Below are 22,438 nucleotides of genomic sequence, written 5' to 3'. Positions count from 1 at the left end.
AACGTAGGATGGGCCGCAGGCGTAACCCATCAACTCAAGGATGCGGGAAAGGCCAAAACCGCATGGGTATCGCTACGCTCAACCCATCCTACGCCCGGGCCGCCAGATAACGCTGCAAGGCGGCCAACGAGTCGGGGCAATAGGGCAGGTGCCGGGTCTCGGCCAGGGCTTCGTCGATGGAGATAAAGCGCGCCTCCAGCACCTCCTCCGGCTGCAGTGCCAGGGGCGCATCGGACACCGCCGAATAGGCCATGCACCACAGGCGGCTTTCCGGGGCGTCGTAGAAAAAGTGCGCGTGTTCGACCAGCGGCGCACCCTCGATACCCAGTTCCTCGGCCAGCTCGCGGGCGGCCGATTCGGCATAGCTTTCGCCTTCGAGCACCATGCCGCCGGCCGCCACATCCCAGTAACCGGGATACAGCGCCTTGCTCAGGGTGCGCCGGTGCACGCACAACTGGCCGGCACCGTTGAACAGCAGGATATAGCTGCCCCGCCCGATCAGCCGGCGCTCGCGCAACTCGGCGCGCAGCACGCCGCCCAGGGGTCGGTCCTGCTCGTCGACCCAGGCGATCAGCTCGGCGTCGGAGGCGGCGCGGTGCGCCACCTCGGCTTCGGACCAGGCCATGGCTCAGCCCTGCGACAGCAGCTGACGCAGGTCGATCAGCCCGGCATTGGCCCGCGAAATGTAGTTGGCCATTACCAGCGAGTGGTTGGCCAGCAGGCCGTAACCGCTGCCGTTGAGGATCATCGGACTCCACAGGGTTTCCTGGGCGGCCTCCAGCTCGCGGATGATCTGGCGCACGCTGACGGTGGCGTTCTTCTTCGCCAGCACATCGGCAAAGTCGACTTCGATGGCGCGCAGCAGGTGCGCCAGCGCCCAGGCCTGACCGCGGGCTTCGTAGAACACGTTGTCGATCTGCAGCCACGGCGTCTCGTAATTGACCCCCGCGACAAAATCGGCTGGTGCGTCATCACCCAGCAGGCTCGGGTCGACCACCGCCGTGTTCAGGCGTACCTGGCCGACGCTGGCCGACAGCCGTTGCGACAGCGAGCCCAGGCGCGTGGCGGCATCGCCCAGCCAGTTGTTGAGGTTGTCGGCGCGGGTATAGAACTGCGCATTGGACTGGCCCGGATCGGCCAGACGCGCCAGGTAGCGATCCAGGGACTTGATGCCTTCGGCATACTCGGCCTCGGAGGCCGGCAGCGCCCAGCTCTTGTTGTCGAAGTGGAAGCGCGGCTCGGCCTTGGCCAGGTCCGGGTCTTCGGTGGACTGCGACTGCGAACGGGTGAAGTCCTTGCGTAGCGCGCGGGACATGTCGCGCACCTGCACCAGCACGCCAAACTCCCAGCTGGGCATATTGTCCAGCCACAGGCCCGGCGGGGCGAGGTCGTTGGACAGATAGCCGCCCGGCTTGTCGAGCAGGGTGCTGGCCACCTGCTTGAGGGTTTCGGCCGTGGTGTAGCCATTGACCAGCTTGTGCCCGCGGGCCTGGGAGGCGGCTTCAGCACGCTGCTGCACCGAGAACTGCGCCGGCTCCTGGCTCCAGTACCAGCCCACGATCACGGCCAGCAGCAGGTAGCCCCCCAGCAGAGCGCCGATCACCCGGACGGCCCAGCCGCCGGCGAAATAGCTGCGTACGTTATCGACGGAATCCGCAGCACCATTGCGTGCGCCGGCAGTTCGGTTCTTCCAATCCAACATGGCCTTGTCCTTTGTTTGCTCAACTCGGTGATTCGACCGCAAGCCCTGGGCAGGGTTGCGAACAGACCCTAGGGTCTATTGCCGCGCCATCACAAGCGCGCGGAAGCGGCAACAGACCCTAGCACTATAAGTGAAGCGCGACGCGCTGCGCAGCGTCGCGCGGCAAACTTACTGCCGGTTGCCGTTGTCACAGAGTGTGACGCCCTAGACAGAAGGCCGCCGTCAATAGATCGACGGCACCCGCAGAGGCGATTGCCAGTGGTAGCATTGCTGGCAATGCGCCACCACTTGCGGCCGCCAGGCCGCCCAAGCAGACCAAAGGCCATGACCGAGCACGAAGACCCCAGCAGCGACCGCCTCAAACAGCACTTCGCCCAGCGCGTGATCAACCAGGCACGCCAGCTGCTCGAGGTCTGGCAACGCCTGCAGCGCAGCGAGTGGAATGACAGCGGCATGCGCGAACTGGTCCAGGCCAACCAGCTGCTGCAGCGCTACGCCGAACGCTTCGAGCAGGCCGAACATGGTCAGCTGGCCGGGGAAATCGGTCATTGCCTGGAGCAGGTCGCGAGCAACCGTAGCCGCCTCAACAGCGAGCTGATCAGCCAGCTCAACCTGCTGATGCAGCGCCTGTCGCGCACCGGCCTGCGCCATGGCGACCGCTTCGAACAGACCGTCCTGCCGCCCCTGCGCAAGCCGGTCTACCTGGCCCTGCAGCATCTCGACCAGGCCGAGCAGCTGGCCCAGCGCCTGGAGTTCTTCGGCATGACCGCGCTGCCCTTCGACAGCGCCAATGCCTTTCGCGATGCGGTGCTGGAGCGCCACCCGGCCGCCATCCTGATGGACGTCGACTTCTCCGGCCCGGGCTGCGGCCTGCAACTGGCCCAGGCGGTGCAGGAAGGCCTGGAGCACAAGCTCCCCCTGCTGTTTTTCAGCCGCCAGGATACCGACACACCCACCCGCCTGGCCGCGGTACGGGCCGGCGGCCAGGAGTTCTTCACTGGCAACCTGGATGCCTCGAACCTGTTCGAGCGGATCGAAGTGCTCACCCATGTGGCCCAGTACGAGCCCTACAAGGCGCTGATCATCGACGACTCGCGGGCCCAGGCCACCCACACCGAACGGGTGCTCAACAGTGCCGGCATCATCACCCGCACCCTGATCGAACCGATTGCCGCCATGGGCCAGCTGGCCGAGTTCCAGCCGGACCTGATCATCCTCGACATGTATATGCCCGAGTGCAACGGCCCGGAACTGGCCAAGGTGATCCGTCACAATGACCGCTATGTCAGCGTGCCGATCATCTACCTGTCCGCCGAAGACGATCTGGACAAGCAACTCGACGCCATGAGCGAAGGCGGCGACGACTTCCTCACCAAGCCGATCAAGCCGCGCCACCTGATCGCCACGGTGCGCAACCGCGCCGCCCGCGCGCGCAACCTCAAGGCGCGCATGGTGCGCGACAGCCTGACCGGCCTGTTCAACCACACCCACACCCTGCAACTGCTCGAGGATGCGCGCTTTCGTGCCGAGCGCGACAGCCAGCCGCTGAGCTTTGCGATGATCGATATCGATTTCTTCAAGAAGGTCAACGACACCTACGGCCACCCCATGGGCGATCGGGTGATCAAGAGCCTGGCGCTGTTTCTCAAGCAGCGCCTGCGCAAGAGCGACCATATCGGCCGCTACGGCGGTGAAGAGTTCGCCGTAGTGATGCCCGACACCGACGCCCAGTCGGCCAAGCGGGTGCTCGACGAGATCCGCCAGCGCTTCGCCGAAATCCAGTACTCGGCGCAGCCCCACGAACTGTCCTGCACCTTCAGTTGCGGGATCGCCCAACTCGCCCCCGAACTGGACGGCAAACTGCTCTCGCAGCAGGCCGACCAGGCGCTCTATGTGGCCAAGCATGGCGGGCGTAACCGGGTGGAGATTTATCAAGGCGACTAAAGTGACGGCGAAAAGCTGTGACGCAGCCCACGCAGTCATACTCCGGTCATAAAAAAGCAATAAATTCCGAGGCTTAGCCGGCCACCCCGAAACCTCGGAGGTGGCCCGTACCGTTCTCCATCGGTCGAGCCCCATGCGTCTTAAATCCCTTACCAACCTCAATACCCTGCTGCTGGTCGCGGTCTGCGTGGCCCTGGCGGCGACGCTCTGGTGGTCGCAGCGCGCCCTGCAGCGCCCCTACCAGCTGATGGAGCGCTACCTGAGCCTGTCGCAGCAGTTTCAGGACGAGAGCGCGCAGAACATCGCCGCCTACCTGGAAAGCGGCGACGCCCTGCGCCATAGCGCCGCCCTGCAATCCTTGGCCGCCCTGGAGCTGGCGCTCACCGAGCTGCCGGCACAGCTGGCGGAAAACCTGCGCCCCAGTCTGAGCGAACTGCAGCGCTTCAGCGCCGACCAGCTGCTGGCCGCCGGCAAACTGTCCGGCGACCCCCAGGGGCTGCTGCTGCAGGCCGAACGGGAAATGGACGCGGCACTGGAACAACTGGCGAGCTACGCCGACAACGGCGAACCCGCCAGCGCCGCCGACTATCGCCGCCCGCTATTCAATGCCGCCCGCCACCTGACGCGCCTGGGCCATGCTCGGGGCAAGCTGGTCAGCAGTGGCCGCGGCGAACTGGTCAGCGAGGTCGAACGCGAACTGGCCGCCCTGCAAAAGCAGGCCCGGCGACTGGATGCCCTGCCGCTGCTCGGCGTGGTCGAGGCCGAGCAGTCCCCCGGCAACGCCTTTGCCGACCTGCTGGGACTGGACACGGTCAACGAAAACAACCAGGCCGCAGACCGCGGCATCGCCCTCAAGCGCGACCTGGCCAACCTGATCAACCGCTATCCGGCCGAATTGCAGCGCACCCGCGAGCTGATCGAGCAACGCGGCGTACTGGCCAGCAGCACCCGCGCCCAGGTCGATCGGGTGCAGCAGGCCCTGGCCGCCCTGAAACCCCTGGTGCGCGCCGAGCACGGGCGTATCCAGGGCGAAGTGCAGCTGATTCTGGGCCTGATGATCGGCCTGATCCTGCTGATCGCTCTGCTGATCGACCGCATCCAGCGCCGCCTGACGCAGATCCTCACCCGCCTGGTGCCCTCCCTCTCCGCCTGGGCCCAGGGCGACTTCGCCACGGATATCCGTCTGGGTTCACAGATCCGCGAGCTGGCGGATATCGAGGCCTCGCTCAATCGCCTGCGCGCCTACCTGGTCGATCTGGTCGGCACCATCCGCCAGCACGCCGAACAGGTGGTGGGTTCCAGTCGCACCCTGGCCGAGCTCAGCGGCGGCCTGCATGGCGGGGCCGAGCGCCAGGCCGGCGATACCGCGCAGATCCACGACGCCCTCGGCGAGCTGCAGGCGACCATCCAGCAGGTGGCCGGCGACGCCAGCCAGGCCGCCGATGCCAGCCGCGACGCCGACCGCGCCCTGGGCCAGGGACAACAGGTGATCGGCCAGAGCCTCGATGGCCTGCACGCGCTGGTCGGCGAGGTGCAGGGCAACGCCCAGGCCATCGAGCGCCTGGCCGAGGAAACCGCCACCATCGACAAGGTGCTGACGGTGATTCGCGGCATCGCCGAGCAGACCAACCTGCTCGCCCTGAATGCCGCCATCGAGGCCGCGCGGGCCGGCGAGCTGGGCCGCGGCTTTGCCGTGGTGGCCGACGAGGTGCGCTCGCTGGCGCAACGCACCAGCGGCGCGACAGCCGAGATCCAGGCGCTGATCGGCCGCCTGCAGCAGGCCGCTCTGCAGTCGGTACAGGCCATGCGCGCCCAGGTCGAGCATGCCGAACAGACCGCCAGCCAGGCCGAAGCGGCCGATGGCGCGCTGGACGAGATAGTCGCGGCGATCCGCACCATCGCCAGCATGGCCGAGCGCATCGCCGACGCCACCGCCCAGCAGAGCGGTGCGGTCAGCGAGATCCGCGGCCACAGCGAGCGCATCCACAAGCTGGGCGGCGACAACCTGTTGCGCATCGGCGAGGGGCGCAACCAGGGCGAGCAGCTGCTGCACCTGGGCGGCCAGTTGCATACCGCGGTGCAGGCTTTTCGCGTTTGACGGCCACCAGCGCGGCAATCTGCCGCGCCCCTTTTAGCGTGCCGACAAGACCGCTTACAGCCTGGGCCGTGCCCTCGGCACGCCGGCTCCGTTATGATGCGCGAACGCCCGCATCACGAGCCCGCCATGCACCGTTTACTCAGCCTGTTCCTGCTTCTGTTGGTCCTGCCCGCCAGCGCCGGCCTGTTCGACCAGCGCCCCGTACCTGCGCAACTGGGCGCGGCATTGAACAACAGCGCGGATTTCCTGCCGGTCAGCGAGGCCTTCAAGCTGAACCTGATCGACAGCTCCAGTGCGTCGGTCAAACTGCGTTTCGTCGCCGCCGAGGGCTACTACCTCTACCGTCATCGGTTCAGCTTCAGTGCCGAACCGACGAGCGTGCGCCTGGGCGAGGTCGTTCTACCGGCCGGCCAGGCCAAGACCGACGAGTACTTCGGCGATGTCGAGGTGTACTACGAGGTGCTGGATATCGAGGTGCAGGTCGACAACCCAGACAATCTGCCGTTCAACCTCAGCGTCAACTACCAGGGCTGCGCCGACAAGGGCCTGTGTTATCCGCCGGAAACCACGGTGCTGGCCATTGGCGGCGGCGCAGCGTCCGCCGGCACCAGCAGCCCGGATGCCGCGACGCCCTGGCGCTGGACCGACCTGGCGCTGTTCTTCCTCGGCGGCCTAGCCCTGACGTTCACCCCCTGCGTGCTGCCGATGCTGCCGATCCTCACCGGTGTGGTGCTGCGCGGCCAGCCGGGCGGCGTGCGCAGCCTGGTGTTGTCGCTGGCCTACGTGCTGCCGATGGCCCTGAGCTTTGCCATCCTCGGCGCACTGATGGGCCTGTTCGGAGCCGAACTCAATCTGCAGGCGCGGCTGCAGTCGCCCTGGGTGCTGGTGCCGTTCGCCATCTTCTTCGCCCTGTTCGGCGCGGCCAGCCTGGGCTTTATCGAACTGCGCCTGCCGGCGGCCCTCGACGGCCGCCTGCAGCGCCTGAGCCAGCGCCTGCATGGCGGCACCGTTGTCAGCGCGGCCGCCCTCGGCGTGCTCTCCAGCGTGCTGGTGTCACCCTGCGTATCCGCCCCGCTGGCCGGTGCCCTGCTGTATATCAGCGCCAGCGGCGACGCCTTGGGCGGCGGCCTGAAACTGCTGGCCCTGGGCCTGGGCATGGGTGCGCCGCTGGTACTGTTCGCCGTCGGCGGCGGCGCGCTGCTGCCGAAATCCGGGCCCTGGATGCTCACCGTGCGCAACCTGTTCGGTGCCCTGCTGCTGGCCGTGGCCATCTGGCTGCTCGAGCGGGTGGTGCCGGGGCCGGTCAGCCTGGCTCTGTGGGGTCTGCTGGCGGCCGGCGTGGCCCTGTGGCTCGGCGCGCTGGAGCTGACCCCCAAGACCCATCACCAGAAGCTCGCCCAACTGCTCGGCCTGCCGCTGCTGATCTACGCCCTGGCCGCCTGGACCGGGGCCCTGCAAGGTCAGGACGACCCGCTGCGCCCCCTGGGCCGCGACGCCGCGCCCAGCCTGCAGGCCAGCCCACAACAAGCCGGCAGCTGGCAGACCATCAGCACCCCGGCGCAACTGGAGGCGGCCCTCAGCGCCGCGCAGAACGCCGGCCGGCCACTGCTGCTCGACTGGTACGCCGACTGGTGCATCAGCTGCAAGGTGATCGAGCGCGAAGTGCTCAGCGCCCCGCAGGTCGGCAGCCAGTTGGGCGACTACCAACTGCTGCGCTTCGACATCACCGAAAGCAACGCCGCGCAACGCGCCCTGCTCGACCGCTACCAGCTGTTCGGGCCACCGGCGATCCTGCTGTTCGACGCCAAGGGCAACGAATGGCGGGATTTGCGTGTCGTCGGCGAGATCGATGCCAGCGCTTTTGCCGCCCGCCTGAGCCAGGCGCGCGAACGCTTTTAAGCAAGTCAGTCACATTAATGGCGCAAACTACGGTCATCGTGCAGGCTATTGCTGAGAACTGGACAGTCGCAAGGCGACTCCGGCATAGTCCTGCGAGTGTAAAAACAAGGACACAGGATCATGGCTACCCTCTTGGTGCTGCACGGCCCCAACCTAAATCTGCTCGGCACCCGTGAACCGGGCACCTACGGCTCCACCACCCTGGAGCAGATCAACCTGGACCTGGAGCGTCGCGCCCGCGAAGCCGGCCATCATCTGCTCTATTTGCAGAGCAATGCCGAGTACGAACTGATCGAGCGCATTCACGCCGCACAGGGCGAAGGTGTCGACTTTATTCTGATCAATCCCGCCGCTTTTACCCACACAAGCGTCGCATTACGTGACGCATTGCTGGCGGTGAGCATCCCATTCATCGAAGTGCACCTGTCCAACGTGCACAAACGCGAAGCTTTCCGCCATCACTCCTACTTTTCCGATGTAGCTGTAGGGGTGATCTGCGGCCTTGGCGCCAGCGGTTATCGACTGGCCCTGGAGGCTGCACTCGAACAACTTGAACTTAAGCGCCCCTGACCTCACCGGGAGTTGAAAAACTATGGATATTCGTAAAGTCAAAAAACTGATCGAGCTGCTGGAAGAGTCCGGCATCGACGAGCTGGAGATTCGCGAAGGCGAAGAGTCCGTACGCATCAGCCGTCACAGCAAGCAGCCGGCCTTTATGCAACAACCCATGTACGCCCCGGCTCCGGCACCAGCACCAGCTGCCGCCGCACCCGCCCCGGCCGCCACTGCCGAAGCCGCTGCGCCAGCCGCGCCGAAGCTCAATGGCACCGTGGTGCGTTCGCCGATGGTTGGCACCTTCTACCGCGCCTCCGGCCCCACCTCGGGCAACTTCGTCGAAGTCGGTTCGAGCGTGAAGAAAGGCGACATCCTCTGCATCGTCGAGGCGATGAAGATGATGAACCACATCGAGGCAGAAACCAGCGGCACCATCGAATCCATCCTGGGCGAGAACGGCCAGCCGGTGGAATACGATCAGCCCCTGTTCACCATCGTTTGAACCGCGGAGAGCCTGCGATGTTGGAAAAAGTTCTGATCGCCAACCGCGGCGAGATCGCCCTGCGCGTCTTGCGCGCCTGTAAAGAGCTGGGCATCAAGACCGTCGCGGTACATTCCACCGCCGACAGCGAACTGATGCACCTGGGCCTGGCCGACGAGTCGGTATGCATCGGCCCGGCGTCCGGTGCCCTGTCCTACCTGAATATTCCGGCGATTATCAGCGCCGCCGAAGTCACCGGTGCCACCGCCATCCACCCCGGCTACGGCTTCCTCGCGGAAAATGCCGATTTCGCCGAACAGGTGGAGAACTCCGGCTTCGCCTTTGTCGGGCCGAAAGCCGACACCATTCGCCTGATGGGCGACAAGGTCTCGGCCAAGGACGCCATGAAGCGCGCCGGCGTGCCGGTAGTTCCCGGCTCCGACGGCCCGCTGCCGGAAGACGAAGAAGTCGCCCTGGCGATTGCCCGTGACGTCGGCTACCCGGTGATCATCAAGGCCGCCGGCGGCGGCGGTGGTCGCGGCATGCGCGTGGTGTACAAGGAAGAAGACCTGATCAAATCGGCCAAGCTGACTCGCAGCGAAGCCGGTTCGGTGTTCGGCAACCCGATGGTCTACCTGGAGAAGTTCCTCGGCAATCCACGTCACGTGGAAGTCCAGGTGCTGTCCGACGGACAGGGTAACGCCATCCATCTGGGCGACCGCGACTGCTCGCTGCAGCGCCGCCACCAGAAGGTCCTGGAAGAAGCGCCGGCACCGTACATCAACGAACAGTCGCGCGCCGAAGTGCTCAAGCGCTGCGTCGACGCCTGTATCGAGATCGGTTACCGCGGTGCCGGCACCTTCGAGTTCCTCTACGAAGACGGCCACTTCTACTTTATCGAGATGAACACCCGCGTCCAGGTCGAGCACCCGGTGTCGGAAATGGTCACCGGTATCGACATCGTCAAGGAGATGCTCAGCATCGCCGCCGGCAACAAGCTGTCGTTTACCCAGGACGACGTGGTGATCCGCGGCCATTCCCTGGAATGCCGGATCAACGCCGAAGACCCGGACAACTTCATGCCCTGCCCCGGCAAGGTCAAGCACTTCCACGCCCCGGGCGGCAACGGCGTACGGATGGATTCACACCTGTACAGCGGCTACACCGTGCCTCCGCACTACGACTCGCTGATCGGCAAGATCATCACCTACGGCGCGACCCGCGACGAGGCCCTGGCCCGTATGCGCAACGCCCTGGATGAAATCGTCGTCGACGGCATCAAGACCAACGTGCCCCTGCACCGCGACCTGGTCCGCGACAAGGGCTTCTGTAAGGGCGGGGTGAATATCCACTACCTGGAAAAGAAACTCGGTATGGATAAGCACTAAGCTTCGGCATAGCGCGATCAGAGCCTGTTTAGGATCTCGCGAGCTAGAGTCATGCAAGGCAAAAACAGGCGAGAAAGCGGAGTTTACTGGTGTAAATGAGCATTCCGAGCCTGTTTTTAACGCAGCAGGGCCGACGCGCAGCAGATCATAAATAGGCTCTAGACAAGGGCTGCCATTCGGCAGCCCTTGTCGTTTCTGCGCGGCGCGGCGGTGGCAGCCGCCCCACCGCTTCAAGTAAGCTGCGCGCCAATTTGCACCATCACGCCACAGTGCTCACGAGGTTTGCCATGCCCTGGTTACAAGTCCGTCTCGCCATCACCCCGGAGCAGGCCGAAACCTACGAAGACGCCCTGCTGGAAGTGGGCGCCGTGTCGGTAACCTTTATGGACGCCGAAGATCAGCCAATTTTCGAGCCGGACCTGGGCACCACCCCGCTGTGGTCGCACACCCACCTGCTCGCCCTGTTCGAGGCCGACACCCCGGCCGAGGCGGTATTCGCTCATCTGCAACTGCTGACCGGTGCCGAATTGCCCGAGCACCAGGCCGAAGTGATCGCCGATCAGGACTGGGAACGCAGCTGGATGGACGGTTTCCAGCCGATGCGCTTCGGCCAGCGCCTGTGGATAGTGCCGAGCTGGCATGCCGCACCCGAGCCCGACGCGGTCAACCTGCTGCTCGACCCGGGCCTGGCCTTCGGCACCGGCACCCACCCCACCACCGCCCTGTGCCTGGAATGGCTGGACGGCCAGAACCTGCAGGATTGCAGCGTGATCGACTTCGGCTGCGGCTCGGGCATCCTGGCGATTGCCGCCTTGCTGCTTGGCGCGCCGCAGGCGGTGGGTACCGATATCGACATTCAGGCCATCGAAGCCTCGCGCGACAACGCCGGGCGCAACGGCATCGACCCGGCGCGTTTCCCGCTCTATCTGCCGGCCGACATGCCGCAACAGCCGGCCGACGTGGTGGTCGCCAATATCCTCGCCGGCCCGCTGGTGGCGCTGGCCCCGCAGATCACCTGCCTGGTCAAGCCCGGCGGCCGCCTGGCGCTGTCGGGCATCCTCGCCGAACAAGCCGACGAGGTGCGCGCCGCCTATGCCGACGCCTTTGCCCTTGACCCCACCGCCGACAAAGACGGCTGGGTACGCATCAGCGGCGTACGCCGCTGACCGCGCGCCCGACTGCTGCTCGCCGGGCACTTGGGTTAGACTAATCCTCCTGTTTAGCCGGATCGCCGCATGACCCAGAGTTTCGTCACCCAGTGCCCCCATTGCCGCACCAGCTTTCGCGTCAATCTCGCGCAGCTGGGAGCCGCCCATGGTGCCGTGCGCTGCGGGGCCTGCCTGCATGTGTTCAATGCGGCGCAACAACTGCGCGAACAGGGCGCGCAACTGTCGGCCGCCGCGCCGGACAAACCCGCGCCAGCGCCCACAGCGCCGCCAGCGTCGCCCCCTGCGAGCAGTGCCGCGCCGAGCGACAAAGCCGACGAGACCCTGTGGATTCACGACGACCTGGATCTCGACAGCCTCGATCTGGATGAGGAACTGGCCAAGCTGGAGGAACAGGAACAACAACTGTCCAGGCAGTTCCTGGCCATCGACCAGGCTCCCAGCCGCAGCGAGAGCTTCCCGGCGGCCGAGCCGGAAGAGGCCGATGCGCATGACGAACGCTGGGCCGAAGCGCTACTGCACGAGGACGCGGGCCAATCCGCGCCCGCTGCGCCAGCCTCCCGTGCAGCGCCGACACCTCCCGCTCAGAAACCGGCCGCCGCCCCAGCGGATACGCCTGAGGGCGAGCCGCTCGCCGCGGCAGAGGATGACGCCGAACCCGTGGAACAGCACTTCGGCTTGCGCGCCGAACGCGAACCACTGCCGGAACAAGACGATGACGAGGACGCGGTCGACAGCGCGCCCGCTGCGCCGCGCAAGGCCACACCCAGCCTGACGGCACGCAGCGAACCCGAATTGCGCGATAGCTACCAGTTCGACCTCGACGAAGATCCCCTGCAACTGGACTGGCAGCCGGCGAAAAAGCCCTGGGGCCGCTGGCTCGGCTGGGGCCTGCTGAACCTGCTCGCGGCCAGCGCCCTGGCCACCCAGTACGTGAACTACCACTTCAACGAACTGGCCCGCCAGGACCAGTACCGCCCCTGGTTCGAACAACTCTGCCCGCTGCTCGGCTGCCAGCTGCCGTCCAAGGTCGATATCACCCAGGTCAAGAGCAGCAACCTGGTGGTGCGCAGCCACCCCGAATTCAGCGGCGCGCTGGTGGTGGACGCCATCCTCTACAACCGCGCACCCTTCTCCCAGCCCTTCCCGCTGCTGGAGATGCGCTTCGCCGATATCAACGGCCAGCTCCTCGCCAGTCGCCGCTTCAAGCCCAGCGAATACCTGGCAGGCGAACTCGCCGGCAAGGCCGAGATGCCGCCGCAAACCCCCATCCATATTGCCCTGGACATCCTCGACCCGGGCACCCAGGCCGTGAACTACAGCCTGAGCTTCCACTCGCCGGAATAAGGCGCACCTGGCGAATTGGCTGGAAATCCCCCCGCAACCAAACCCTTCGCGATAAGCCGAGAGCTGTTCAGAATTTGTTCAAAACAGCCTTTCTCCGGTCATCCAGAGCGGGTATCATGCCCACCCTTTTTCGCACTCTCCTATCGGCCTCAACAGCAGATCTCTTCGCAGGTCTATTGAGCAGGGAAGCCCTATGTCGGCGCTACGCATCGGCCCCTATACATTGCCCAACCAGCTGATCCTCGCCCCCATGGCGGGCGTCACCGACCAGCCGTTCCGCCAGCTGTGCCGGCGGCTGGGTGCAGGCATGGTGGTGTCGGAGATGGTCACCAGCGATATGCGCCTGTGGAATACCCGCAAGTCGAGCCTGCGCATGGTCCACGAAGGCGATCCCGAACCACGCTCGGTGCAGATCGCCGGCGGCGACGCGCAGATGCTCGCCGAGGCAGCCAGGCGCAATGTCGAACTGGGCGCGCAGATCATCGACATCAATATGGGCTGCCCGGCCAAGAAGGTCTGCAACAAGGCCGCCGGCTCCGCCCTGCTGAAAGACCAGGCCTTGGTTCGCGAGATCCTCCAGGCGGTGGTCGCCGCCGTGGACGTGCCGGTGACCCTGAAGATCCGCACCGGCTGGGACCGGCAGAACAAGAACGGCGTCGAGGTGGCGAAGATCGCCGAAGACGCCGGCATAGTCGCCCTGGCCGTACACGGCCGGACCCGCGCCGACCTGTATACCGGCGAGGCCGAGTACGACACCATCGCCGCGATCAAGCAGGCGCTGTCGATACCGGTGCTGGCCAATGGCGATATCGACTCGCCACAGAAGGCCAAGGCCGTCTTGGCCGCCACCGGCGTCGACGGCCTGCTGATCGGCCGTGCCGCCCAAGGCCGGCCATGGATATTCCGTGAGATCGAACACTACCTGCGTACCGGTGAACAGCTCCCGGCACCCGGCCTGTTCGAAGTGGAACGTATTCTGCTTGAGCACCTGACGGCACTGCACGCCTTCTACGGCGATGTAATGGGCGTACGTATCGCCCGCAAGCATGTCAGTTGGTATCTCGCAACCCTGCCGGGCGCCAGGGAGTTCCGCGCCCACTTCAATCGTCTGGACAGTACGGACGCGCAATGCGCCAACGTTCGCGAGTTTTTCGGCGAACGGCATAACAATGGAGAAGGGGTGGCCGCATGACGATGTTGAGCGAGACTTTAGAGAGTGGAATGGCTCCTGTGAGTGACAACAGCAGTTTGAAACAGCACCTCAACACGCCGAGCGAAGAAGGGCAAACCCTGCGCGGCAGCGTCGAGAAAGCCCTGCACAATTATTTCGCCCACCTCGAAGGCGCGGACGTCACCGACGTCTACAACCTGGTGCTCACCGAGGTCGAGGCCCCCTTGCTGGAAACCGTGATGAACTACGTCAAGGGCAACCAGACCAAGGCCTCCGAACTACTCGGCCTGAATCGCGGCACCCTGCGCAAGAAGCTCAAGCAGTACGACCTGCTCTGACCCCGAACTCCCGAAAAGGGCGGCCCACAACAGCCGCCTTTTTTGCTGATACTTCCGCCCTGATGGACTCTGAAATGACCGACCAGACCACCCGCCTCCCCGTTCGCCGTGCCTTGATCAGTGTTTCCGACAAGACCGGCATCCTCGAATTCGCTCGCGAGCTGTCCGCCCTTGGCGTGGAAATCCTCTCCACCGGCGGCACCTACAAGCTGCTCAAGGACAACGGCGTAGCCGCAGTGGAAGTCGCCGACTACACCGGCTTCCCGGAAATGATGGACGGCCGGGTCAAAACCCTGCACCCGAAGATCCACGGCGGCATCCTCGGCCGTCGCGCCCTCGACGGCGCGGTAATGGAACAGCACGGCATCAAGCCGATCGACCTGGTCGCGGTCAACCTCTACCCCTTCGCCGCCACCGTGGCCAAGCCCGGCTGTGACCTGGCCGACGCCATCGAGAACATCGATATCGGCGGGCCGACCATGGTGCGCAGCGCCGCGAAGAACCATAAAGACGTGGCCATCGTGGTCAACGCGGACGACTACGCCGGCATCCTCGAGTCGCTGAAAGCCGGCGGCCTGAGCTACGCCCAGCGCTTCGACCTGGCCCTGAAAGCCTTCGAGCACACCGCGGCCTACGACGGCATGATCGCCAACTACCTGGGCACCATCGACCAGAGCCGCGACACCCTGAGTACCGAAGCGCGCGGGGCCTTCCCGCGCACCTTCAACAGCCAGTTCATCAAGGCCCAGGAAATGCGTTACGGCGAAAACCCGCACCAGAGCGCGGCGTTCTACGTCGAAGCAGACAAAGGCGAGGCCAGCGTGGCCAGCGCCATCCAGCTGCAGGGCAAGGAGCTGTCGTTCAACAACGTCGCCGACACCGACGCCGCGCTGGAATGCGTGAAGAGCTTCGTCAAGCCGGCCTGCGTGATCGTCAAACACGCCAACCCCTGCGGCGTGGCCGTGGCCACCGACGCCGAAGGCGGTATCCGTCAGGCCTACGAACTGGCCTACGCCACGGATACAGAATCTGCGTTTGGCGGCATTATCGCCTTCAACCGCGAGCTGGACGGTGCGACCGCCCAGGCCATCGTCGAGCGCCAGTTCGTCGAAGTGATCATCGCCCCGAAAATTTCCCAGGCCGCCCGCGACGTGGTCGCCGCCAAGGCCAACGTGCGCCTGCTCGAGTGCGGCGAATGGCCGGCCGAGCGCAGCGCCGGCTGGGACTTCAAGCGGGTCAACGGTGGCCTGCTGGTGCAGAGCCGCGATATCGGCATGATTGCTGCCTCCGACCTGAAGATCGTCACCCAGCGCGCGCCCAGCGAGCAGGAAATCCATGACCTGATCTTCGCCTGGAAAGTGGCCAAGTTCGTCAAATCCAACGCCATCGTCTATGCCAAGGGCCGCCAGACCATCGGTGTCGGTGCCGGCCAGATGAGCCGAGTGAACTCCGCCCGTATCGCCGCAATCAAGGCCGAGCATGCCGGCCTGCAGGTCGCCGGTTCGGTGATGGCCTCCGACGCCTTCTTCCCCTTCCGCGACGGCCTGGACAACGCCGCCGCCAACGGCATCACCGCGGTGATCCAGCCGGGTGGCTCGATGCGCGATGCGGAAGTCATCGCCGCCGCCGACGAGGCCGGTATTGCCATGGTGTTCACCGGCATGCGTCACTTTAGGCACTAAAACCGGCCGCACTCGGACAGGCATCTGCGGCGTTGTCCGGCCCTCCCCCCATGCTCATTGCCAGAAAGCAACTGCGCTGGGTGAAGCGCCGGACGCCTTGCATCTACCAGCCCGATCGCGACCTCGAAATTTGTCGGGTGGATAACGCTTCGCTTATCCACCAAACGGCCATACGCCGGCCTCCATTGGGAGAGAAACATGAACATACTGATTATCGGCAGCGGCGGTCGTGAACACGCCCTGGCCTGGAAAGTCGCGCAAGACCCGCGCGTGCAGAAGGTATTCGTCGCCCCCGGCAACGCCGGCACCGCCACTGAAGCCAAATGTGAAAACGTCGCCATCGACGTGCTGGCCATCGAGCAGCTGGCCGACTTCGCCGAGCAGAACGTGCAGCTGACCATCGTCGGCCCGGAAGCGCCGCTGGTCAAAGGCGTGGTCGACCTGTTCCGCGCACGCAAGCTGGACATCTTCGGCCCGACCGCCGCCGCCGCGCAGCTGGAAGGCTCCAAGGCCTTTACCAAGGACTTCCTCGCCCGCCACGCGATCCCCACCGCCGACTACCAGAACTTCACCGAAGTCGAGCCGGCCCTGGCCTACCTGCAAAAGGTCGGCGCGCCGATCGTGATCAAGGCCGACGGCCTGGCCGCGGGCAAGGGCGTGATAGTCGCCATGACCCTGGCCGAGGCCGAAGACGCGGTGCGCGACATGCTCGCCGGCAATGCCTTTGGCGAGGCGGGTTCGCGGGTGGTGATCGAGGAATTCCTCGATGGCGAAGAAGCCAGCTTTATCGTGATGGTCGACGGTGCCAACGTGCTGCCGATGGCCACCAGCCAGGATCACAAACGCGTCGGCGACGGCGACAGCGGCCCGAACACCGGCGGCATGGGAGCCTACTCGCCAGCCCCGGTGGTCACCGCCGCGGTGCACCAGCGGGTGATGGACGAGGTGATCTACCCCACCGTGCGCGGCATGGCCAGCGAAGGCAACGTCTACACCGGCTTCCTCTACGCCGGGTTGATGATCGACAAGGCCGGCAAGCCCAAGGTTATCGAATTCAACTGCCGCTTCGGCGACCCGGAAACCCAGCCGATCATGGTGCGCCTGGAGTCGAGCCTGGTGCTGCTGGTCGAAGCCGCCCTGGCCAAGGCGCTGGATAAGGTCGAAGCCAAGTGGGACCCGCGTCCGACCGTCGGCGTGGTCCTGGCTGCCGGCGGCTACCCGGGCGACTACGCCAAGGGCGAGGTGATCGCAGGCCTGGACGCCGCCGCACAGATCGACGGCAAGGTGTTCCATGCCGGTACCGCTCTGCAGGATGGCCAGGTGGTCACCGCCGGTGGTCGCGTACTCTGCGCCACCGCCATCGGTGCCAGTGTCGCCGACGCCCAGCAGCAGGCCTATCGCCTGGCACAGCAGATCAGCTGGAATGGCTGTTTTTATCGGCATGACATAGGTTACCGTGCCATTGCCCGCGAACGCGGCGAAGGCTGAAGACCGAATCAGCGCTAAAGCCCTGCAAAGGTGGCCAAATGGCCACCTTTGTCATATTTCGTCACGGTACAGCTTGGCTATAATCCGACCACTTACTTTCGAAGGGAATTCACCGTGCGCCGGCTGAGGAATGCCACATACCTGTTGCTCGGCAGCTTGCTGCTGATGGCGCTCGCGGTAGCCCCCGCCCAGGCGGAGCCACAGGCTGTCTGGGCGCAACTGGCCGACCCCGGTGCCGAACTGCAACTGGATGACGTGCGCACGCCCCGGCAGATGGCGCGCTTCGCCCGCACCGACCTGGCCGCGCTGTACACCCCCGGCAACAATGCCGCGCTGTGGCTGCACCACCGCCTGCCGGCCAGCGCCGAGGCCCGGATACTCAGGGTCTTCGCCCCCTACCTGGCCTACCTCGACCTCTATGTACTGCACGGCGACCAACTGATCGCCCAGACCCATACCGGCAGCCACCTGCCCTTCTCCAGCCGCCCGCTGGCCAGTCGCGACTTCCTCCTGCCCCTGCCCCAGTTCGATGCTCCCGTGGACATCTACCTGCGCCTGGCTTCCGAGCACGCCCTGCGCCCGACCATCGGCCTGCACAGCGTGCAGAGCATGGCTGCCGACGACAGCCGCGGCATACTCTTCGGCCTGCTGCTCGGCGGCATGGCCATGCTGGTGCTCTACAACCTCGTGCGCTTCGCCTATACCCGGGCCCCCAGCGGCCTGTGGCTGGCCGCGACCCAGGCCTGCGTGCTGCTGAGCGCCGTCAGCCTGCTGGGCATCAGCACGCCCTGGCTCGGCGAGCTGCAGAGCCTGCAGCCGCAGATCGCCAACCTGTCGATGCTCGCGGCCATGCTCTGCGCGCTGTCGTTCACCGCCAGTTTCTTCCGCCAGGTCTGCCCGCGCACGCCGCTGAACTACCTGCTGAGCATCGAGGTGGGGCTGATCAGCCTGCTCTGCGTGGCCCTGCTGGTGGCCACCAGCCTGCAGTTCAACCAACTGGTCTACCTGCTGACCGCGCTCTCCGGGCTGAGCATCCTGCTGGTCTCGCTGTCGCACTGGTACCACGGCTACCGCCCGGCACGCCTGTTCAGCCTGGCCGTGCTGCTGTTCTGCGTGGCCTTTATCGGCGCATTGCCGATCCTGTTCGGCTACTGGGCGGTGCAGACCGACTGGCTGGCCTACGGGCTGCTGGCCATGACCGTAGTCAGCAGCTTTATCCTGAGCATGGCCCTGAGCGAGCGACAGCGACGCATCATGCAGGACCAGTTCAGTACCAGCCGCGCCCTGGCCGCCAGTTCGGCGGAGTTGAAAGCCAAAGCCGAATTCCTCGCCAAGATCAGCCATGAAATCCGCACCCCGATGAACGGCGTACTGGGCATGACCGAGCTGCTGCTCGGCACGCCGCTCTCGGCCAAGCAGCGCGATTACGTGCAGACCATCCACAGCTCGGGCAACGAGCTGCTCACCCTGATCAACGAAATTCTCGATATCTCCAAGCTCGAATCCGGTCAGATCGAGCTGGACGACGTGCAGTTCGACCTCAATGCCCTGATCGAAGACAGCCTGGATATCTTCCGCGCCAAGGCCGAGCAGCAGAAGGTCGAACTGATCAGCTTTATGCAGCCGCAGGTACCGCGGGTGATCAGCGGCGACCCCACGCGCCTGCGCCAGACCCTGCTGAGCCTGCTGGACAACGCCTTCAAGCAGACCGACGAAGGCGAAATCCTTCTGGTCGTGGCCCTCGACACCAGCCACGACAAGCCGCGTCTGCGCATCGCCGTGCAGGACAGCGGCAAGCCACTGGATGCCAGCGAGCGCGATGCCCTGCTCAACGCCGAGCTGCACAGCAAGGACTTCCTCGCCGCGACCAAGCTCGGCGGCCGCCTGGGGCTGATCATCGCCCGCCAGCTGGTACGCCTGATGGGCGGCGAGTTCGGCATCCAGAGCGGTGGCAATCAGGGCTCGACCCTGTGGGTCAGCCTGCCGCTGGACAGCACCCGCCTGGAGCAGCCACCCGCCGACCTCGACGCCTCGCTGCAGGGTGCACGGCTGCTGGTGGTCGACGACAACGACACCTGCCGCAAGGTCCTGGTGCAGCAGTGCAGCGCCTGGGGCCTGCAGGTCAGCGCCGTGCCTTCGGGCAAGGAGGCCATGGCCCTGCTGCGTACCAAGGCGCACCTGCATGAGTATTTCGATGCCGTGCTGCTCGATCAGGACATGCCCGGCATGAGCGGCATGCAGCTGGCCGCGCGGATCAAGGAAGACCCCAACCTCAACCACGACATCCTGGTGATCATGCTCACCGGCATCAGCAATGCGCCGAGCAAGATCATCGCGCGCAACGCCGGGATCAAACGCATCCTGGCCAAACCGGTGGCCGGCTACACCCTGCGCACCACCTTGGCCGACGAACTGGCCCAGCGCGGCAAGGGCGACTCGCCACTGTTCACCCCGACCGCGGTCAGCGCCCCACTGAATGTCCCCAGCGACTTCCGCATCCTGGTGGCCGAGGACAACAGCATCTCCACCAAGGTGATCCGTGGCATGCTCGGCAAGCTCAACCTGCAGCCCGACACCGCCAGCAACGGCGAGGAAGCCCTCAGCGCGATGAAAGCCCAGCAGTACGATCTGGTGCTGATGGACTGCGAAATGCCGGTGCTCGACGGCTTCTCCGCCACCGAGCAATTGCGCGCCTGGGAAGCCGCCGAGCACCGCAACCGCACTCCGGTGGTGGCCCTGACCGCGCACATCCTCAACGAACACAAGGAGCGCGCGCGCCAGGTCGGGATGGACGGCCATATGTCCAAGCCGGTGGAGCTGTCGCAGCTGCGCGAGCTGATCGAACACTGGGTCGCCGAGCGGGAAATTCGCCGCCAGCGCAATGCCCTGCTGTCATAAGCGGCGAACCTCGGCCCGCCCGGCACTGGCGAGGCCGGGGCGAATCCCGGATCATGCGTCAGCCCGGCGACGCTAACGCCGGCCTGCCTCTACACTCCCACCCACTCCACGAGACGAGTCTTTTCCATGGCGTCCGCGCTGTTCAGCCTGTATTTGAAACTGCTGGTGCTCTATAGCCCCTTCTTCGTGCTGTCCTGCTTTATCGGCCTGAGCCGCGGCTATACGGTCAAGGAACGCAAGCGCCTGGCCTGGAAGGTGGCGACCGGGGTGCTGATCGCCAGCGTACTGCTGTACCTGTTCGGCAAACACATCTTCACCCTGTTCGGCATCACCATCGACGCCTTCCGCATCGGTGCCGGCAGCGTGCTGTTTATCTCGGCCCTGGGCATGGCCCAGGGCAAACCGGCGGTGCAGAGCGACAACGTGCAGCAGGACGTGACCATAGTGCCGCTGACCATCCCGCTCACCGTCGGCCCCGGCACCATCGGTGCCCTGCTGCTGATGGGGGCCAGCCAGCCGCACTGGGACGACAAGCTGCTGGCGGTAGTCGGCATCTTCCTGGCCAGCCTCACGGTCGGCGTGGTGCTGTACCTGTCCAACCAGTTCGAACGCCTGCTCGGCGATCAAGGCCTGCAGATCGTCAGCCGCCTGATGGGCCTGTTTGTCTGCGCCCTGGCTGCGCAGATCATCTTTACCGGGGTAAAGAATTACCTGACGCTCTAACTCGGTGCACCACCACCGTAGAGCGCCGTTTCGGCCGGGCGGGCGCACCAAAGGGGCGCATCGGCCAACCCGGCGATTACCTCCTGATCGCGCCGACGCCTTCTAAAACAGGGCTTTGCGGCGCTTGGCACGGATGCTGCCATTGGACTGACGACCACTAGGAACCTGTCGGACGCCTAGGTCTCTCCCAATCGTTGCGCACGGAGCCATAACAATGAAACGTCGTCCCTTTCTGAAATCCACCGTTGCCGCCAGCGCCCTGCTGCTCAGCGGTCTGTTCCCGTTCACCGTGCAGGCCGCCGAGACCATCAAGGTCGGCATCCTCCACTCGCTGTCCGGCACCATGGCTATTTCCGAAACCTCGTTGAAAGACATGGCGCTGATGACCATCGACGAGATCAACGCCAAGGGCGGCGTACTCGGCAAGCAACTCGAACCCGTGGTGGTCGACCCGGCCTCCAACTGGCCGCTGTTCGCCGAACGCGGTCGCCAGCTGCTGACCCAGGACAAGGTCGACGTCACCTTCGGCTGCTGGACCTCGGTGTCGCGCAAATCCGTGTTGCCGGTCTATGAAGAGCTCAACGGCCTGCTGTTCTACCCGGTGCAGTACGAAGGCGAAGAACTGTCGCCGAACGTCTTCTACACCGGTGCCGCGCCCAACCAGCAGGCCATCCCCGCGGTCGAGTACCTGATGAGCGAAGACGGCGGCGCGGCCAAGCGCTACTTCCTGCTCGGCACCGACTACGTCTACCCGCGCACCACCAACAAGATCCTGCGCGCCTTCCTGGTGTCCAAGGGCGTGGCCGAGAAGGACATCGAAGAGGTCTACACCCCCTTCGGCCACAGCGACTATCAAACCATCGTGGCCAACATCAAGAAGTTCTCCGCCGGCGGCAAGACCGCGGTGATCTCCACGGTCAACGGCGACTCCAACGTGCCCTTCTACAAGGAACTGGCCAACCAGGGCCTGGAAGCCACCGACGTGCCGGTGGTGGCCTTCTCGGTGGGCGAGGAAGAACTGCGCGGCATCGACACCAAACCGCTGGTCGGCCACCTCGCCGCGTGGAACTACTTCCAGTCGGTGGAGAACCCGGTCAACAGCGAGTTCGTCGACAAGTGGAAGGCCTACGCCAAGGCCAAGAACCTGCCGGGTGCCGACAAGGCCGTGACCAACGACCCGATGGAGGCCACCTACGTCGGCATCCATATGTGGGCACAAGCCGTCGAGAAGGCCGGCAGCACCGAGGTCGACAAGGTCCGCGACGCCCTGGCCGGGCAGACCTTCGCCGCGCCGAGCGGCTACACCCTGACCATGGACAAGACCAACCACCACCTGCACAAGCCGGTGATGATCGGCGAGATTCAGGAAGACGGTCAGTTCTCGGTGGTCTGGGAAACCAGCAGCCCGATCCGCGCCCAGCCGTGGAGCCCCTATATCGAAGGCAACGACAAGAAGCCGGATTACGCGGTGAAGTCGAACTAAGCACCTGCAAGTAAGCCCGGATCTTATCCGGGAACGCCCTGCCCGGATAAGATCCGGGCCAAGGCTGGCCATCCG

The 22,438-nt window shown here is 65.2% G+C and carries 17 protein-coding genes; 15 read left to right on the top strand and 2 right to left on the bottom strand.

The features are described 5' to 3' along the window. Positions 1-88: 88 nt before the first annotated feature. A complete protein-coding gene (locus tag AACY13_RS02550) occupies positions 89-625 on the bottom strand; it encodes an NUDIX hydrolase (RefSeq protein ID WP_339459092.1) in 537 nt (178 codons plus the stop codon). 3 nt (positions 626-628) lie between these two features. Continuing rightward, complete coding sequence (locus tag AACY13_RS02545) at positions 629-1,702, bottom strand: DUF2333 family protein (protein WP_339459090.1); 1,074 nt, start codon at positions 1,700-1,702, stop codon at positions 629-631. A gap of 324 nt (positions 1,703-2,026) precedes the next feature. Here AACY13_RS02545 and AACY13_RS02540 point away from each other — a divergent pair, with 324 nt between their 5' ends. The 15 genes from AACY13_RS02540 (at position 2,027) to urtA (ending at position 22,363) form a co-directional block, all read left to right on the top strand. Then, positions 2,027-3,646, top strand: coding sequence for a PleD family two-component system response regulator (locus AACY13_RS02540; RefSeq protein WP_339459089.1), 1,620 nt, complete (start codon positions 2,027-2,029; stop codon positions 3,644-3,646). A 133-nt stretch (positions 3,647-3,779) separates the two neighbouring features. After that, positions 3,780-5,744 carry a methyl-accepting chemotaxis protein gene (locus tag AACY13_RS02535; protein ID WP_339459087.1) on the top strand — a complete coding sequence of 655 codons (1,965 nt, stop codon included), beginning with the start codon at positions 3,780-3,782 and terminating at the stop codon, positions 5,742-5,744. A 126-nt stretch (positions 5,745-5,870) separates the two neighbouring features. Continuing rightward, a complete protein-coding gene (locus tag AACY13_RS02530; protein WP_339459085.1) occupies positions 5,871-7,643 on the top strand; it encodes a protein-disulfide reductase DsbD in 1,773 nt (590 codons plus the stop codon). A 120-nt stretch (positions 7,644-7,763) separates the two neighbouring features. Beyond that, entirely contained in the window at positions 7,764-8,213 is a 450-nt protein-coding gene (aroQ, locus tag AACY13_RS02525) for a type II 3-dehydroquinate dehydratase (RefSeq protein ID WP_339459082.1), read from the top strand. 22 nt (positions 8,214-8,235) lie between these two features. After that, positions 8,236-8,700, top strand: a complete 465-nt coding sequence (gene accB, locus AACY13_RS02520) for an acetyl-CoA carboxylase biotin carboxyl carrier protein (RefSeq protein ID WP_339459080.1) — start codon at positions 8,236-8,238, stop codon at positions 8,698-8,700. A gap of 17 nt (positions 8,701-8,717) precedes the next feature. Continuing rightward, the gene (gene accC, locus AACY13_RS02515) at positions 8,718-10,067 is read left to right on the top strand and encodes an acetyl-CoA carboxylase biotin carboxylase subunit (RefSeq protein ID WP_339459079.1); all 1,350 of its coding nucleotides are present in this window, start codon (positions 8,718-8,720) and stop codon (positions 10,065-10,067) included. Positions 10,068-10,354: 287 nt separating this feature from the next. Then, positions 10,355-11,233 (top strand): 50S ribosomal protein L11 methyltransferase, encoded by an 879-nt coding sequence (gene prmA, locus AACY13_RS02510; RefSeq protein WP_339459076.1) that lies wholly within the window; start codon positions 10,355-10,357, stop codon positions 11,231-11,233. Between the two features lie 69 nt (positions 11,234-11,302). After that, positions 11,303-12,580 (top strand): DUF3426 domain-containing protein, encoded by a 1,278-nt coding sequence (locus AACY13_RS02505; RefSeq protein WP_339459073.1) that lies wholly within the window; start codon positions 11,303-11,305, stop codon positions 12,578-12,580. Positions 12,581-12,773: 193 nt separating this feature from the next. Then, positions 12,774-13,772 (top strand): tRNA dihydrouridine synthase DusB, encoded by a 999-nt coding sequence (dusB, locus tag AACY13_RS02500; RefSeq protein ID WP_325505983.1) that lies wholly within the window; start codon positions 12,774-12,776, stop codon positions 13,770-13,772. Further along, positions 13,769-14,089, top strand: a complete 321-nt coding sequence (gene fis, locus AACY13_RS02495; protein WP_339459069.1) for a DNA-binding transcriptional regulator Fis — start codon at positions 13,769-13,771, stop codon at positions 14,087-14,089. Before dusB ends, fis begins: the two co-directional genes overlap by 4 nt. Positions 14,090-14,163: 74 nt before the next feature. Then, the gene (purH, locus tag AACY13_RS02490; protein WP_339459067.1) at positions 14,164-15,771 is read left to right on the top strand and encodes a bifunctional phosphoribosylaminoimidazolecarboxamide formyltransferase/IMP cyclohydrolase; all 1,608 of its coding nucleotides are present in this window, start codon (positions 14,164-14,166) and stop codon (positions 15,769-15,771) included. Positions 15,772-15,969: 198 nt separating this feature from the next. Further along, the gene (gene purD / locus AACY13_RS02485) at positions 15,970-17,259 is read left to right on the top strand and encodes a phosphoribosylamine--glycine ligase (RefSeq protein WP_339459065.1); all 1,290 of its coding nucleotides are present in this window, start codon (positions 15,970-15,972) and stop codon (positions 17,257-17,259) included. A 114-nt stretch (positions 17,260-17,373) separates the two neighbouring features. After that, positions 17,374-20,157, top strand: coding sequence for a response regulator (locus AACY13_RS02480; RefSeq protein ID WP_445262514.1), 2,784 nt, complete (start codon positions 17,374-17,376; stop codon positions 20,155-20,157). Positions 20,158-20,283: 126 nt separating this feature from the next. Then, a complete protein-coding gene (locus tag AACY13_RS02475; RefSeq protein WP_339459064.1) occupies positions 20,284-20,880 on the top strand; it encodes a MarC family protein in 597 nt (198 codons plus the stop codon). Between the two features lie 214 nt (positions 20,881-21,094). Then, positions 21,095-22,363: an urea ABC transporter substrate-binding protein gene (gene urtA, locus AACY13_RS02470; protein ID WP_339459062.1), complete on the top strand. Its 1,269-nt coding sequence runs from the start codon at positions 21,095-21,097 to the stop codon at positions 22,361-22,363. The last annotated feature ends 75 nt before the right edge of the window (positions 22,364-22,438 follow it).

It is taken from the genome of Pseudomonas sp. EA_105y_Pfl2_R69, from assembly GCF_963970915.1.
GTDB lineage: Bacteria > Pseudomonadota > Gammaproteobacteria > Pseudomonadales > Pseudomonadaceae > Aquipseudomonas.
This window is presented reverse-complemented; position numbering and strand designations above follow the sequence as displayed.

Excerpts from the sequence above, each read along its gene's own strand:
- urtA (WP_339459062.1), top strand. The coding sequence starts at position 21,095 with ATGAAACGTCGTCCCTTTCTGAAATCCACCGTTGCCGCCAGCGCCCTG.
- AACY13_RS02535 (WP_339459087.1), top strand. The coding sequence starts at position 3,780 with ATGCGTCTTAAATCCCTTACCAACCTCAATACCCTGCTGCTGGTCGCG.
- AACY13_RS02540 (WP_339459089.1), top strand. The coding sequence starts at position 2,027 with ATGACCGAGCACGAAGACCCCAGCAGCGACCGCCTCAAACAGCACTTC.
- AACY13_RS02550 (WP_339459092.1), bottom strand. The coding sequence starts at position 625 with ATGGCCTGGTCCGAAGCCGAGGTGGCGCACCGCGCCGCCTCCGACGCC.
- purH (WP_339459067.1), top strand. The coding sequence starts at position 14,164 with ATGACCGACCAGACCACCCGCCTCCCCGTTCGCCGTGCCTTGATCAGT.
- AACY13_RS02545 (WP_339459090.1), bottom strand. The coding sequence starts at position 1,702 with ATGTTGGATTGGAAGAACCGAACTGCCGGCGCACGCAATGGTGCTGCG.
- AACY13_RS02530 (WP_339459085.1), top strand. The coding sequence starts at position 5,871 with ATGCACCGTTTACTCAGCCTGTTCCTGCTTCTGTTGGTCCTGCCCGCC.
- fis (WP_339459069.1), top strand. The coding sequence starts at position 13,769 with ATGACGATGTTGAGCGAGACTTTAGAGAGTGGAATGGCTCCTGTGAGT.
- prmA (WP_339459076.1), top strand. The coding sequence starts at position 10,355 with ATGCCCTGGTTACAAGTCCGTCTCGCCATCACCCCGGAGCAGGCCGAA.
- aroQ (WP_339459082.1), top strand. The coding sequence starts at position 7,764 with ATGGCTACCCTCTTGGTGCTGCACGGCCCCAACCTAAATCTGCTCGGC.
- AACY13_RS02475 (WP_339459064.1), top strand. The coding sequence starts at position 20,284 with ATGGCGTCCGCGCTGTTCAGCCTGTATTTGAAACTGCTGGTGCTCTAT.
- purD (WP_339459065.1), top strand. The coding sequence starts at position 15,970 with ATGAACATACTGATTATCGGCAGCGGCGGTCGTGAACACGCCCTGGCC.
- dusB (WP_325505983.1), top strand. The coding sequence starts at position 12,774 with ATGTCGGCGCTACGCATCGGCCCCTATACATTGCCCAACCAGCTGATC.
- accB (WP_339459080.1), top strand. The coding sequence starts at position 8,236 with ATGGATATTCGTAAAGTCAAAAAACTGATCGAGCTGCTGGAAGAGTCC.
- AACY13_RS02505 (WP_339459073.1), top strand. The coding sequence starts at position 11,303 with ATGACCCAGAGTTTCGTCACCCAGTGCCCCCATTGCCGCACCAGCTTT.
- accC (WP_339459079.1), top strand. The coding sequence starts at position 8,718 with ATGTTGGAAAAAGTTCTGATCGCCAACCGCGGCGAGATCGCCCTGCGC.